At 62.8% G+C, this 13563-nt stretch carries 11 protein-coding genes; 3 read left to right on the forward strand and 8 right to left on the reverse strand.

Annotation, left to right across the window (positions count from 1 at the left end; genetic code table 11):
- Entirely contained in the window at positions 1-2076 is a 2076-nt protein-coding gene (gene ppk1, locus AC0Z35_RS00355) for a polyphosphate kinase 1 (protein WP_046806885.1), read from the reverse strand.
- A gap of 223 nt (positions 2077-2299) precedes the next feature.
- On the opposite strand from ppk1, the gene ppx reads away from it, so the two are divergent.
- Positions 2300-3787 (forward strand): exopolyphosphatase, encoded by a 1488-nt coding sequence (gene ppx, locus AC0Z35_RS00360; protein WP_046806886.1) that lies wholly within the window; start codon positions 2300-2302, stop codon positions 3785-3787.
- 177 nt (positions 3788-3964) lie between these two features.
- On the opposite strand, the gene AC0Z35_RS00365 is transcribed toward ppx, so the two are convergent.
- From AC0Z35_RS00365 to AC0Z35_RS00385, 5 genes are all read right to left on the reverse strand, one after another.
- The gene (locus AC0Z35_RS00365; protein ID WP_046806887.1) at positions 3965-4771 is read right to left on the reverse strand and encodes a GNAT family N-acetyltransferase; all 807 of its coding nucleotides are present in this window, start codon (positions 4769-4771) and stop codon (positions 3965-3967) included.
- A 215-nt stretch (positions 4772-4986) separates the two neighbouring features.
- Complete coding sequence (glmM, locus tag AC0Z35_RS00370; RefSeq protein ID WP_046806888.1) at positions 4987-6330, reverse strand: phosphoglucosamine mutase; 1344 nt, start codon at positions 6328-6330, stop codon at positions 4987-4989.
- Entirely contained in the window at positions 6327-7172 is an 846-nt protein-coding gene (gene folP / locus AC0Z35_RS00375; RefSeq protein WP_046806889.1) for a dihydropteroate synthase, read from the reverse strand. Before folP ends, glmM begins: the two co-directional genes overlap by 4 nt.
- Positions 7173-7190: 18 nt before the next feature.
- The gene (ftsH, locus tag AC0Z35_RS00380) at positions 7191-9080 is read right to left on the reverse strand and encodes an ATP-dependent zinc metalloprotease FtsH (protein ID WP_485131614.1); all 1890 of its coding nucleotides are present in this window, start codon (positions 9078-9080) and stop codon (positions 7191-7193) included.
- Positions 9081-9296: 216 nt separating this feature from the next.
- Positions 9297-9929 carry an RlmE family RNA methyltransferase gene (locus AC0Z35_RS00385; protein WP_046806891.1) on the reverse strand — a complete coding sequence of 211 codons (633 nt, stop codon included), beginning with the start codon at positions 9927-9929 and terminating at the stop codon, positions 9297-9299.
- Between the two features lie 18 nt (positions 9930-9947).
- On the opposite strand from AC0Z35_RS00385, the gene AC0Z35_RS00390 reads away from it, so the two are divergent.
- Positions 9948-10550 (forward strand): YhbY family RNA-binding protein, encoded by a 603-nt coding sequence (locus AC0Z35_RS00390; protein WP_485131613.1) that lies wholly within the window; start codon positions 9948-9950, stop codon positions 10548-10550.
- Between the two features lie 130 nt (positions 10551-10680).
- Here the strand turns inward: AC0Z35_RS00390 and greA are convergent, their stop codons facing one another.
- Positions 10681-11157 (reverse strand): transcription elongation factor GreA, encoded by a 477-nt coding sequence (gene greA / locus AC0Z35_RS00395; RefSeq protein WP_006221068.1) that lies wholly within the window; start codon positions 11155-11157, stop codon positions 10681-10683.
- A gap of 421 nt (positions 11158-11578) precedes the next feature.
- Positions 11579-12904, reverse strand: a complete 1326-nt coding sequence (locus AC0Z35_RS00400) for a solute carrier family 23 protein (RefSeq protein WP_485131612.1) — start codon at positions 12902-12904, stop codon at positions 11579-11581.
- Between the two features lie 142 nt (positions 12905-13046).
- Between AC0Z35_RS00400 and AC0Z35_RS00405 the strand changes: the two genes are divergently transcribed.
- Positions 13047-13493: a FlxA-like family protein gene (locus tag AC0Z35_RS00405; RefSeq protein ID WP_485131611.1), complete on the forward strand. Its 447-nt coding sequence runs from the start codon at positions 13047-13049 to the stop codon at positions 13491-13493.
- Positions 13494-13563: the final 70 nt, after the last annotated feature.

Genomic DNA, 13563 nt, shown 5'->3' on the forward strand with positions numbered 1-13563 from the left:
CTACACGCCCAGCTTTTCAATCAGGTATTGATGCAGATTGAAGGGCTCGCGCCGGCTTTTTACCCGGGTGTAATCACCATCGGGCCGCTGCTGCCATGCCAATTGGTTATCGCGCAGCGCATAGGTGAACGCCTCGTCGATGACGCGTTTCTTCAACGCCTTGTCGTAGACCGGGAACGCGATTTCAACCCGGCGGAAGAAATTGCGGTCCATCCAGTCGGCCGACGACAGATACACCGTTTCCTCGCCATCGGCGTAGAAATAGAAGACGCGGGAATGCTCCAGGAAGCGTCCCACAATGGACCGCACGCGGATATTCTCGGACAGTTCCGGCACGCCGGCCCGCAGCGCGCACACGCCCCGCACGATCAGGTCAATCTTCACGCCCGCCTGGCTGGCCTTGTAGAGCTCTTCGATGATCTGCTCTTCCAGCAGCGAATTCATCTTGGCCATGATGCGGGCGCGCTTGCCCGCCTTGGCCGCGCGGGCCTCGGCGCGTATCAGCGCCACCATCCCGTCGTGCATGGTGAAGGGCGATTGCATCAGCGCCTTCAGCGACCGGCGCGCGCCCAGGCCCGTCAGCTGCGCGAAGACCTTGTCCATGTCCTCGCACAATTTCGGGTCGGCCGTCAGCAGGCCGAAGTCCGTGTACAGACGCGCGGTGCGCGGGTGGTAGTTGCCGGTGCCCAGGTGCGCATATCGGCGCAGGCGGCCTTTTTCGCGGCGCAGCACCACGGCCATCTTCGCGTGCGTTTTGTGGGCCACGACGCCATAGACCACATGCGCCCCCACCTCTTCCAGCTTGGACGCCCAGTTGATGTTGGTCTGCTCGTCAAAGCGCGCCATCAATTCCACCACCACCGTCACTTCCTTGCCGGCGCGCGCCGCCGCCAGCAGGATCTTCATCAGCTCGGAGTCTTCACCGGTGCGGTAGATGGTCTGCTTGATGGCCATGACGTCGGGGTCCAGCGCCGCCGCCGTCAGGAAATCAATGACCGGCTGAAACGACTGGTACGGGTGGTGCAGCAGGCGGTCCTGCTGGGCCACTGCGTCGAACAGGTCTTGTGGTTTGTCGCCCACCTTGTCAAAAGGCGCAGGCACGGGCGCGCGGTATTCCGGGAACAGCAGGTCGGGCCGCAGATCGGAATTGCACAGCTGCATCAGACGCGACAGGTTCACCGGCCCGGGAACGCGGTACGTGTCTTCGGCCTTTAGCGAGAATTCGCGCTGAAGAAAGGTCTCCAGTTCCACCGGCGTCAGTTTGTCGATTTCCAGGCGCACGGCGGCGCCGAAATTGCGTTGCGACAACTCGCCTTGCAGGGCGTGGCGCAGGTTGGTGACTTCTTCCTCGTCCACGAACAGGTCGCTGTTGCGGGTCACGCGCCATTGGTAGCAGCCCAGCATTTCCAGGCCGGGAAACAGTTCGCCCACGAAGGCGCGCAGCAGCGACGTCAGCAAGATGAAGCCTTCCGGATGGCCGGAGAGTTCGGGCGGCATCTTGATCAGGCGCGGCAGCGCGCGCGGCGCCTGCACCACGGCAATCGACGCCTGACGCCCGAAGGCGTCGGCGCCGGCCAGCGACACAATGAAATTCAGGCTCTTGTTGTAGACACGAGGAAACGGATGCGCCGGGTCCAGCCCGATGGGGGTCAGCAGCGGCATCACATCGCGGTTGAAGACGTCGCGCGCCCATTGCTGCTGCTCGGCATTCCATTCGGACGCGTGATGCAGGGTGATGCCCTCGGACTGCATGGCCGGCAGGATGGCGTCGTTAAGCAGGTTGTATTGCCGCGCCACCAGCTCGTGCACGGCCTGCTGGACGTTTTCAAACGCCTGATCGGGCGTCATGCCATCAGGGCCGACCAGGTTCGGCGACTGGCGCTGCTGCTCTTTCAAGCTGGAAATCCGGATTTCAAAGAACTCGTCCAGGTTCGAGCTGACGATACACACGTACCGCAGGCGCTCTAGCAGCGGCGTTTTCGGATCTTCCGCCATCGCAAGCACGCGTTCGTTGAATTTGAGCAGCGACAACTCACGATTCATGAGCAAGGGCTCGCCGGGCGGGCGTGTGGGCATACCGGATTCCATACGTTGGGAACAGAGCGTGGAGTTTTACTGCAAAAGAGTGACGGTTCTATGACACAAGTGCAAAACCGTAGCGTACGTCAAAATCGGGACATATAGCGCAACCGGATTATTCGGCCAAGCCCATGATCCATAAGCGAAAACCCGAATCTCAAGGCACTGTCACATGGGGTCTCTATAATCAGGCCACCTCAAAGCCTATATTACGAGCCGCATGGATCAACTTCTGGCCGCGGTGGACCTCGGGTCCAACAGCTTTCGCCTCTCCATCGGACGCATCGTTCAACAGGACGGTACGCCCCAGATTTACCAGATCGATCGTCTCAAGGAAACCGTCCGGCTTGCCGCCGGCCTGGATGCCGAGAAACGCTTGGGCGACGACGCCATCGAGCGCGCCATCGCCGTCCTGGAGCGTTTTGGCGACCGCCTGCGCAGCTTCCACCCCAACCGGGTACGCGCGGTTGCCACCAATACGTTTCGCGTCGCGCGCAACACGCGGGATTTCCTGCCGCGCGCGGAAGCCGCGCTTGGCTTTCCCATTGAAGTCATCGCCGGCCGTGAAGAAGCCCGCCTGATCTTCTCGGGCGTGGTCCACACCCTGCCCCCATCGCCCAACAAGCGCCTGGTCATCGACATTGGCGGCGGGTCCACCGAAGTCATCATCGGCAAGGGCCACGAGCCTGCCCTGATGTCCTCGTTGTACATGGGCTGCGTCAGCTACAGCCGCCAGTTTTTCTCGGATGGCGTGGTCGATGCGCACCAGATGAAGCAGGCCGAGCTGGCAGCGCGACGCGAAATCGAAGTCATCGCCAAGCAGTACCGCAAGATGGGCTGGAAAGAGGCCTATGGCTCGTCCGGCACCGCCAAGGCCCTGTTCGCCATCCTGACCGAAAGCCGCTTTTCCGATCGCGGCATCACGCGCGCCGGGCTGGCCAAGCTGAAAGACCGCATCGTGCGTTCGGGCCGCGTCATCCCGTCAGAGCTGCCGGGCATCAAGATCGAGCGTTCCGATGTGCTGCCCGGCGGGCTGGCCATCATGACCGCGCTGTTCGATGAGCTTGGCATCGACGTCATGCACACGGGTGACGGCGCATTGCGCCTGGGCGTGCTGTACGACCTGCTGGGCCGCGACGACGAGCACGACAAGCGCGACGAATCGGTACGCCAGTTCATGAAGCGCTATCACGTCGACGTCAACCAGGCGCGGCGCGTGCGCCACGCGGCGCTGACGCTGTTCGACGCCATGTTCCCCGAAGGCCCGGAACGCGCCGAACTTCGGCCGGCGTTGGGCTGGGCGGCGGACTTGCACGAAGTGGGCCTGTCGATTGCGCACAACGCGTATCACAAGCACACGGCGTACGTGCTTGAAAACGCCGACATGCCGGGCTTCTCGCGCGCCGACCAGCAGTTGCTGGCGCTACTGGCCCTGGGCCATCAAGGCAAGTTGACCAAGCTGGAACCGCTGATCCGCACGCGGCCGCAATGGAAAGCCATCCTGAGCCTGCGCCTGGCGGTATTGCTGTTCCGCCGCCGTGGCGAAATCGAACCGCTGCCGCTGACCGCGTCGGTGCGCGAAAACTCTATCGTGGTCCGGGTCAACCGGGAATGGCTGGCGCAACACCCCTTAAGCGACTTCACGCTGCGTGCGGAAGAAGCCGAATGGAACAAGGTGGGCTTTTCGTTCGAAGTGCTGGAATTCTGACAGCGCAATTCCGGCGCGTTGGCAACAAAAAGGGCAATGGCGCTGGCGCCATTGCCCTTTTTTAAAACAAAGACAGATCCGTCTGACGGCGCAGCTGCTTGAGTTCAAGCCGCAAAGGCCGCGTGGCCCGCCGTATCAATCTGATTTTCATTCGGCGGAACAGGCGGCGCATGATGATCAGCGCTGGCCGTTCAGGGCCGCGGGCTGGTCCAGCCCGAAGTGGCGGCGATAGCGCTCGTCCATGCGCTCCATTTTCAGCAGCACCGGGAAGTCGGCGGCGTTGAAGTCCGGGTCCCAGGCGGGTTCGCCACAGACCTTGGCGCCCAGCTTCAGATACCCCTTGATCAGTGGCGGCACGCGGGCCGGCAGCGTGCTGTTCAGCTTTTCAACCGGGTAACGGTGCAGCGGGGTCACGTGGGGATCACCGCTTTGGGGCAGTTGCGGCATGATCGTGCGCCACACTTCGGCGGCGGTCACACCGTCATCGCGCAGGCTGACGCTGGCGCAGCCCAGCACGTATTCGTAGCCGCCGCGTCGCAGGTATTCCGTCAGGCCGGACCACAGCAGCATGATCACCGCGCCGTTGCGGTAGTCGGAATGGGTGCACGAGCGGCCGACTTCAACCAGCTGGTCGCGAATCGGGCCCAGCCCGGAAAGATCGAACTCCGACTGCGCGTAGTAGCCGCCGGCTTCCCGCGCTTTTTCCGGCGTCAGGATGCGATAGGTGCCGACGACGCGGCCCGTATCCATTTCGCGCACCATCAGATGTTCGCAATAGGGGTCGAAGCGGTCATGCTCGATACCGTCATGCGCGTCGGGAAACACCGCGCCCATGTCCTCGGTGAAGACGTCGTAGCGCAGACGTTGGATCTGCTCGATTTCTTCAGCCGTGCGCGCCAGGCCTACCGCCAACACTTTCGGGGAGTTGCCCATCCAGGGTTCGGCGGGTTTACGGCTTGGGGTGGTGCGTGCTAATTCCAGCATTGCGCGTAGCTCCTAGAGAGTCCGGTCAGTTTGGACGCCCTGTATGTCAAAGACTTGACCAATATGTTACGTGACTATGAAGTTTAGTTCGGGGGAGATGGGTCAACTTTAGGCGAATCTCGACAAAACTTTACAATTCAATACCAAACCCGAATGCAGAAAAGCCACCCACCGAGACTCGGTGGATGGCTTTTTCTAAAGCGGCTGGGCCGGGCTCAGGCCAGGCTGGCGGCGAGCTTCTCTGCGGAGGAAACGGCAAGGGATTCATCTTCAGCTTCGACCATCAGGCGAAGCTTCGGTTCAGTGCCCGATGCGCGGATCAGGATGCGGCCACGGCCGTTCAGTTCGGCCTCGACGGCGGCACGGGCGGCGGTCAGGCCGGGGTGGGTTTTCCAGTCCTGCCCCGGGGTCAACGGCACGTTGATCATCTTCTGCGGGTACATGCGCAGGTCGCGCACCCACTCGGCCATCGTCGTATTGCCGCGACGCAAGGCAGTCAGCACCTGCAGGGCGGCGATGATGCCGTCGCCCGTGGAGTGGCAATCCAGGCACAGCAGGTGGCCCGAGCTTTCGCCGCCGTACTGCCAGCCGCGCGCCTGCATCTGTTCCAGCACGTAGCGGTCGCCCACGTTGGCGCGCTCGAAACCAACGCCCAGGCGCTGCATTTCGCGCTCGAAACCGAAGTTGGTCATCAGCGTGCCCACCACGCCGTCGACCTTGCCGCGCTGCATGCGCTCGCGGACGATGGCGTAAAGCAATTCGTCGCCGTTGTAGATGCGGCCTTCGCCATCAACCACTTGCAGACGGTCGGCGTCGCCGTCCAGGGCAACGCCCAGATGCGCGCCACGCGCCTGCACTTCCTTGGCCAGGGACTCGGGGTGCAGCGCGCCCACGCCCTTGTTGATGTTGAAGCCGTCCGGATGCACGCCGATGGCATGCACTTCGGCGCCCAGTTCGCGGAACACATGGGGGGCGATGTTGTAGGCGGCGCCATGGGCGGCGTCTACCACGATCTTCATCCCGTTCAAGTCCAGGTCGTTGGGGAAGGTGCTCTTGCAGAATTCAATGTAGCGGCCCTGCGAGTCCGACATGCGGCGGGCGCGGCCCAGGCCTTCAGAGCTGACGCAACCCAGCGGCTCGTCCAGCGCGGCTTCGATGGCGGCTTCGATTTCGTCCGGCAGCTTCATGCCCTGCGCCGAGAAAAACTTGATGCCGTTGTCCTGGTACGGATTGTGGGAAGCACTGATCACGATGCCGGCCACCAGGCGCAGCGCGCGGGTCAGGTACGCAACGGCCGGCGTCGGGATCGGGCCGGCAAGCAGCACGTCGATGCCCGCAGCCGACAAACCGGCTTCCAGCGCGGATTCCAGCATGTAGCCGGAAATGCGCGTGTCCTTGCCGATGACCACTTGCGGGCGGCTGCCGCCGCGTCCGGCGTGCTCGCGCGCCAGCACACGGCCGGCCGCATAACCCAGGCGCAGGGCGAACTCGGCATTGATGACCGGGCCGCCTACTTCACCGCGCACCCCATCGGTGCCGAAATACTTGCGTTGACTCATGAACTGATTGCTCCTTGTTCGGCCGCATGCCATACCTTAAGGGCATCAACGGTGGCGGCAACATCGTGCACACGCACGATGGAGGCGCCCCGCGACACGCAGGCAAGCGCTGCGGCGATGCTGCCGGGCAGCCGGTCGCCGACCGGTCGGCCCGTGGCCTGCCCGATCATGTTTTTACGCGACAGGCCGATCAGCAATGGATAGCCACCGCTGCGCAAGCTGGACAGCCGACGCAGCAACTGGAAATTCTGGTCTGCCGTCTTGCCGAAGCCGAAACCCGGGTCCAGCACGATACGGCGGGGGTCAACCCAGGCGGCACGCAGCTTCTGCGCGCGCGAACCTAGGAAAAGTCCGATTTCACCGATCAGGTCGGTGTATTCGGGGGGCGCGGCCTGCATGGTGCGAGGCTCGCCCTTCATGTGCATCACGCACAGCCCGCAGCGCGATTGCGCTACCGCCTCGATGGCGCCGGGCTGTCTGAAGCCATAGATGTCGTTGATCATGTCGGCCCCCGCATCGAGCGTGGCGCGCATGACTTCGGGCTTGAAGGTGTCGATGGACAGCGGCACGCCGCAATCTCGCAGGGCCTCGATCACGGGCAACAGCCTATCAAGCTCGTCCGTGATGGACACCGGGTCGGCGCCCGGCCGCGTCGATTCGCCGCCCAGGTCAAGGATCTGGGCGCCTTCTTCGATCAGTTGGCGCGCGTGCGCCACCGCGGAATCCGTATCGTCGTGCTGGCCGCCGTCGGAAAACGAGTCCGGCGTGACATTGACGATACCCATGACAAGCGGGCGCTCGAGATCAAACTCGAAGCGCCCGCAAAGGAAGTTATTTGCCATAACTCAGGACAAAAAACCTCAGACTGCTGCAGCCGTGCTGCCGCCAGCCGCCAGCCCGGTGCTGGGCGGCGTGTCCGTCGAATCCGACGGACCTTGCGGCGTTTTCGGGGGACGCGGAGGACGGCCCTCGATGATGTCGTTGATCTGGTCGGCGTCGATGGTTTCCCATTCGAGCAGCGCGGCCGTCATGACTTCGACCTTGTCGCGATTGTCTTCCAGGATCTTGCGCGCAACTTGGTATTGCTCGTCGATGATGCGGCGGATCTCGGTGTCCACCTTCTGCATGGTGGCTTCGGACATGTGCGTCGTCTTGGTGACGCTGCGGCCCAGGAACACTTCGCCTTCGTTCTCGGCATAGACCATCGGGCCCAGCTCGTCCGTCATGCCGTAGCGGGTGACGATGTCGCGGGCGATGGCGGTGGCGCGTTCGAAGTCGTTCGAGGCGCCCGTCGTCATCTGGTCCATGAACAGTTCTTCGGCGATACGGCCACCGAACAGCACGGCGATGGTGGACAGCAAGCGGCCCTTGTCCATGCTGTAGCGGTCGGTTTCCGGCAACTGCATCGTCACGCCCAGCGCACGGCCGCGCGGAATGATGGTGACCTTGTGGACCGGGTCAGTCTTGGGCAGCAGGCGGGCAACGATCGCGTGGCCGGACTCGTGGTACGCGGTGTTCTTGCGTTCCTCTTCGGGCATGACGATCGAGCGGCGCTCGGCGCCCATGATGATCTTGTCCTTGGCCTTTTCGAAGTCGGACATATCCACCGTGCGGCCATTGCGGCGGGCGGCGAACAGCGCGGCTTCGTTGACCAGGTTGGCCAGGTCGGCGCCCGAGAAACCGGGGCAGCCGCGCGCCAGGATGGTCGCGTCGACGTTAGGCGACAGCGGAACCTTGCGCATATGGACTTTCAGGATTTGCTCGCGGCCACGGATATCGGGCAGCGGCACCACGACTTGACGGTCGAAACGGCCCGGACGCAGCAGCGCCGGATCAAGCACGTCGGGACGGTTGGTTGCGGCGATCACGATGACGCCCTGGCCGGATTCAAAGCCGTCCATTTCAACCAGCATCTGGTTCAGCGTTTGTTCGCGTTCGTCGTTGCCACCACCCAGGCCGGCGCCGCGCTGACGGCCCACTGCATCGATTTCGTCGATGAAGATGATGCAAGGCGCGTGCTTCTTGGCGTTTTCGAACATGTCGCGGACACGGGCCGCGCCCACGCCGACGAACATTTCAACGAAGTCCGAACCCGAGATGCTAAAGAACGGTACCTTGGCTTCGCCGGCGATGGCCTTGGCCAGCAGCGTCTTGCCGGTACCCGGCGAGCCTACCATCAGCACGCCACGGGGAATGCGGCCGCCCAGCTTTTGAAACTTGCTGGGGTCGCGCAGGAAGTCGACCAGTTCCTGGACGTCTTCCTTGGCTTCATCGCAGCCGGCAACGTCGGCAAAGGTGATTTGATTGGTGTTTTCGTCGAGCATGCGAGCGCGCGATTTGCCGAAGCTGAAGGCTCCGCCCTTACCGCCGCCCTGCATCTGTCGCATGAAGAAAACCCATACGCCGATCAACAGCAGCATGGGGAACCACGACACGAAGATGCTCATCAGGAGCGATTGCTCTTCACGCGGCTTGCCAGAGACCTGGACGCCGTACTTCAGCAGATCGGAGACCATCCAGAGGTCGCCGGGCGAAGTCAGCGTATAGGCGCGGCCCGCGTCCGGGGTGACGTACAGCACCTCGCCCTGAACGTCGACCTTGCGGATACGTCCCGCCTTGGCGTCGTCCATGAACTGCGTGTAGGTCACGCCGTCCTGGGTCTGAGCGCGTCCGTCGAACTGTTTGAAGACGGTGAACAGCACCAGGGCTATCACCATCCAGACAGCGACTTTCGAAAATGAATTATTCAAGGTCGATCTCCTGCTTTCGATTCCGACCGGCAACCGCGCACCCGCATATGGCACAGTCACAAGTATGTCAATAGCCCATTCTACCCTGTTGGACCCGATTGCGTCCTGGGATCCCTGGGGTCCGTGTAGTTACGTCTGATTTGTCGTTATGGTGGTCGTTGTCTCGGCAAGCAGGTAAGTTCTTTGGGGTTCCAAGGCAGCATGCCCCGGCCCGGGTTACTTCAGATCGCGGGCAACCAGAAAGGTTTCCGAGGATTTATCCCGAGACGCCTTTGGTTTGCGCTCGACTACACGCTTGAAGTGCTGCTTGAAGGACTGCACGATCTGCGAAAAACCGCTGCCGTGGAAGGCCTTGACGATCAGCGCCCCATTGGGCTTGAGATGAGCGCGGGAAAACTCCATCGCCAGCTCGCACACATGCTGAATGCGCGCGGAGTCGGCACTACCCACGCCTGACAAGTTGGGGGCCATATCCGAGATTACAAGGTCTACGGCGCGAGATCCGACCATGTCTTCCAATTGTTTCAGAACGTCATCGTCGCGGAAGTCGCCCTGGATGAATTCCACCCCGGCCACCGGCTCCATGGGAAGCAGATCCAGCGCAATAATACGTCCGTCCACGACGCCGCCCGGCCCGGCCAGGCGCTCGCGCGCCACTTGGGACCAGCTGCCCGGGGCCGAGCCCAGGTCAATGACCAGGTCGCCCCGGCGCATCAGCTTTTCAGTGTCCAGGATCTCGATCAGCTTGAAGGCGGCACGGGCGCGATAGCCCTTCTGTTGCGCCAGCTTCACATAGGGATCGTTGATGTGCTGGTGAATCCAGTCTTTAGAGAATTTATTCTTGGCCATTACCGTACAATTCCACGCATGCCTATATTAGAACTTACCTCTCGTGAGCGCAGCGACCTTCGCTCCGCCGCTCACCCTCTGCGCCCCGTCGTCCTGATTGGCGACAATGGCCTGACCGAAGCCGTGCTCAAGGAAATCGACCTGGCACTGGCTTCTCATGGCCTCATCAAGGTACGCGCCGGCGGCGATGACCGCGAGGCCCGCGAGACCATGTTGTCGACGATCTGCGACACCCTGTCTTGCGCCCCGGTGCACCACCTGGGCAAGACGCTGATTCTGTTCCGCCCCCTGGCCGGCAACGTCAAGCCCGCCGCGCTGGCTGCTATGGAGCCCGTGGCTCCTGCCAAGCGCCGCGCTTCCGAACCCTACACGCCGAAGAAGCTGGCCGCCGAAGGCAAGAGCCTGGCCAAGCGTCCGCGCCGTAGCGAGTCCGAAGAGCCCAAGCCGGCCAAGGCCCGCTTCGTGCCGCAAGACCAGCTCAACAAGAACGGCAAGCCCATGCGCCCCAGCAACAAGCGACCTACCGCCAGCGGCCACGGCATTCCCCGCCGCGCCGGCAGTGCGCTGAGCCTGCGGGCCGGAGCACGCAGCGGCACCAGCCGCAAGACAGCAAAAAAATAAGGCCGGGCACAAAAACGGGCGCTTTACGCGCCCGGTCCACCATAGCGATCCGCGTAGGTACCGCGGGCAGCCAGCCTAACGCAGGCTTCAAGCTATGGCGTTTTGACAGTGTACCGCCAAGGCGATCGCGTTAGATGTAACGCACGCCCAGAACTTCATATTCGCGAACGCCAGCCGGGGCCTTGACCTCGACCACGTCGCCTTCGCTTTTGCCGATCAGCGCACGCGCCACCGGGCTGGATACGGAAATCAGATTGGCCTTGATGTCGGCCTCGACGTCACCGACGATCTGGTACGTCACGCGGTCACCCGAATCCAGGTCTTCGATATCCACGGTAGCGCCAAACACGGCGCGGCCTTCGGCATCCAGCGAAGTCGGATCGATCAGGTGGGCGTTGGAAAGCGTGCCTTCAAGTTCGGCAATCCGGCCTTCGATAAAGCCTTGGCGCTCGCGAGCAGCGTCATATTCGGCGTTTTCCGACAGATCGCCCTGCGCTCGCGCTTCGGCGATGGCGTTGATAACGGCAGGACGTTCCACGGTTTTCAGCCGCTGGAGCTCTTCTTGCAAGCGCTCGGCCCCGCGCACGGTCAAAGGAATGGCAGACATGTCGTTTCCCAAACAAAAAGTAGAAAAACGCCCCGACGGAGCGTTCTCGGTGAAGGTCGTTACCCTGGCGCGCACCCGCTGTCGGTGCAAGATTTGACACGAAGCTAGCGGCGCGGACGACCAAAACAAAACCCCGGCTCGGGTCGGAACCGGGGCAATCAAAGTCATATTGTGGGCAAACTCCACCGGAATTGCAAGCCACCCCGGAAAACGTGCTTTTGCACGCATTTCGGGGCTGTAACCCGCCAAAAACGGCTATTTCGTCAAAAATCCCTCAAGGCGGCGCGGGCTGGCTTGACGATCGCGAAGGGCTGTGACCAAAAAGATACTATTCAATAGTATTTTGTCATCGAGCCTGGCGCGGCGCCTGCCAGATACCGGCCAGATCACCGACCGGGGCCACGACCCGGCCACCCCACTTCTAGACCACCGGCCCCGGCTTCCGACGGCGCAGCAGCGCATACAGGAGGATGGCGCCGAACGTGGCGGTGCCGATCCCGCCCAGCATGAAGTCACCGATCTTGATGGTGAAGTCGCCCGCGCCCAGCACCAAGGTGACGGCGGCGACAATCAGATTGCGGTTGTCGCTGAAATCCACCTGGTTGACCACCCAGATTCGCGCGCCCGCAATGGCGATCAGGCCGAACACCACCACCGACATGCCGCCCAACACCGGCCCGGGAATCGTCTGGATCAGCGCGCCGAACTTAGGCGAAAAGCCCAGCACGACGGCGATCAGCGCGGCCACGACGAAGACCAGCGTGGAATAGATGCGGGTAACCGCCATGACCCCGATGTTCTCGGCGTAGGTCGTGACGCCCGTGCCGCCCACCGCGCCCGACACCATGGTTGCCACGCCGTCGCCCACGAAGGCGCGGCCCAGATAGCGGTCCAAGTCCTGGCCCGTCATCGCGCTGACGGCCTTCACGTGCCCCAGGTTTTCGGCGACCAGGATGATGGCGACCGGCACGATCAGGCCCATGGCCTCGGCCTTGAAGACCGGAGCGGCAAAATGCGGCAAGCCGATCCAGGCCGCGGCGGCCACGCCCGAAAAGTCGATGGGCTTGCCCAGCCCCATGCCGTTGGCCAGCACGGCGTACACCACGCACGCCAGGATCAGCCCGACCAGGATCAACAGGCGCTGGACCATGCCCTTGGTGTAGACGGCGATGCCGCCGACGCAAACAATGGTGACCAGCGCCATGAACGTGTCAAAACCCGACGCGCCCATCGCACCCTTGGCCGCGATGGGCGCCAGATTCAAGCCGATCACCGCAACCACCGCGCCCGTGACGACAGGCGGCATCAAGGCATCGATCCAGTTGGCGCCGCTGCCCGAGCGCGCATTGACGATCCACACGATCACCCCGATCAGCGTATAGGCCAGGCCACACGCGATGATGGCGCCCAGCGCCACGCCGATGTTGGCGTTGGCGCCACCACCCGCGTAGCCGGTGACCGCGATCACGCCGCCGATGAAAGCGAAGCTGGACCCCAGGTAGCTGGGCACCCGGCCGCCGACAAACAGGAAGAAGATCAGCGTGCCGATGCCGGACATCAAGATCGCCACGTTGGGATCAAAGCCCATCAGCAACGGCGCCAGCACCGTCGAGCCGAACATGGCCACGACGTGCTGCGCGCCCATGGCGATGTTCTTGGGCCAGGACAGCCGTTCGTCGGGCGCAATAATGACGCCGGGTTCAGCGTCGTCCGCCAGGCGCCAACGCGGGAAATAGGAATTGGACATGGATATCCCAAATAAGGTGTCGGGGTAAGCGGGCGCCAGTGTAAAGGGGGCCACGAAAAGGCGGCAATGTTTAAGTTGCGCTTGCCCAATGCCGTTCATTAGTTGAACGCCCCGCAATTCCCCCCAAGTACCAGGAGACATCATGGCTATCAATTCCCTCGGCGGCTCATCCCGGATCGGCAGTTTGGCCGACCTGTGGGTCCAGAAGATTCAAGCCAATAAGGAAGCGAAGGATCCCGCGGGCGGGGAGGCGACCACGGTCACCCCCGACGGCAAGATCCGCGTCAACAACGCTGGGGCGCAGAGCGTTGGGGGCACCAAGGCCTCGGAAGACACCGGTAACGACGACGAATTCACGCGTCAGATCAAAGAGCTGCAAAAGCAGCTCAAGCGCATCATGGATCAGATCGCCAAGGTGCAGGCCAGCGGCATGTCGGACGAGATGAAGGCACAGCAGCTTCAAGCGCTGAACGGCCAGGCCATGCAGATCCAAGGCCAGATCCAGCAGGTGCTGGTCCAGCAGGCCAAGGCGGCCATGGCCAGCGCCGCGGCCGGCGCATCGGGCGGCGGCGTATCCACCACGGCTTGATCGCAGCGCGTCATCAGCGGGGGGCCACCATCACGGCCCCACGCTGATGAGCCGCATCAAAATTTCTGAT

Source organism: Achromobacter sp. 1L-A-4-B-C2 (assembly GCF_057291955.1).

Bases quoted from the DNA above. Each gene is read 5' to 3' on its own strand.
- glmM (WP_046806888.1), bottom strand. From the start codon at position 6,330: ATGAGTCAACGCAAGTATTTCGGCACCGATGGGGTGCGCGGTGAAGTA.
- AC0Z35_RS00390 (WP_485131613.1), top strand. From the start codon at position 9,948: ATGCCTATATTAGAACTTACCTCTCGTGAGCGCAGCGACCTTCGCTCC.
- greA (WP_006221068.1), bottom strand. From the start codon at position 11,157: ATGTCTGCCATTCCTTTGACCGTGCGCGGGGCCGAGCGCTTGCAAGAA.
- AC0Z35_RS00400 (WP_485131612.1), bottom strand. From the start codon at position 12,904: ATGTCCAATTCCTATTTCCCGCGTTGGCGCCTGGCGGACGACGCTGAA.
- AC0Z35_RS00405 (WP_485131611.1), top strand. From the start codon at position 13,047: ATGGCTATCAATTCCCTCGGCGGCTCATCCCGGATCGGCAGTTTGGCC.
- ppx (WP_046806886.1), top strand. From the start codon at position 2,300: ATGGATCAACTTCTGGCCGCGGTGGACCTCGGGTCCAACAGCTTTCGC.
- AC0Z35_RS00385 (WP_046806891.1), bottom strand. From the start codon at position 9,929: ATGGCCAAGAATAAATTCTCTAAAGACTGGATTCACCAGCACATCAAC.
- ppk1 (WP_046806885.1), bottom strand. From the start codon at position 2,076: ATGCCCACACGCCCGCCCGGCGAGCCCTTGCTCATGAATCGTGAGTTG.
- AC0Z35_RS00365 (WP_046806887.1), bottom strand. From the start codon at position 4,771: ATGCTGGAATTAGCACGCACCACCCCAAGCCGTAAACCCGCCGAACCC.
- folP (WP_046806889.1), bottom strand. From the start codon at position 7,172: ATGGCAAATAACTTCCTTTGCGGGCGCTTCGAGTTTGATCTCGAGCGC.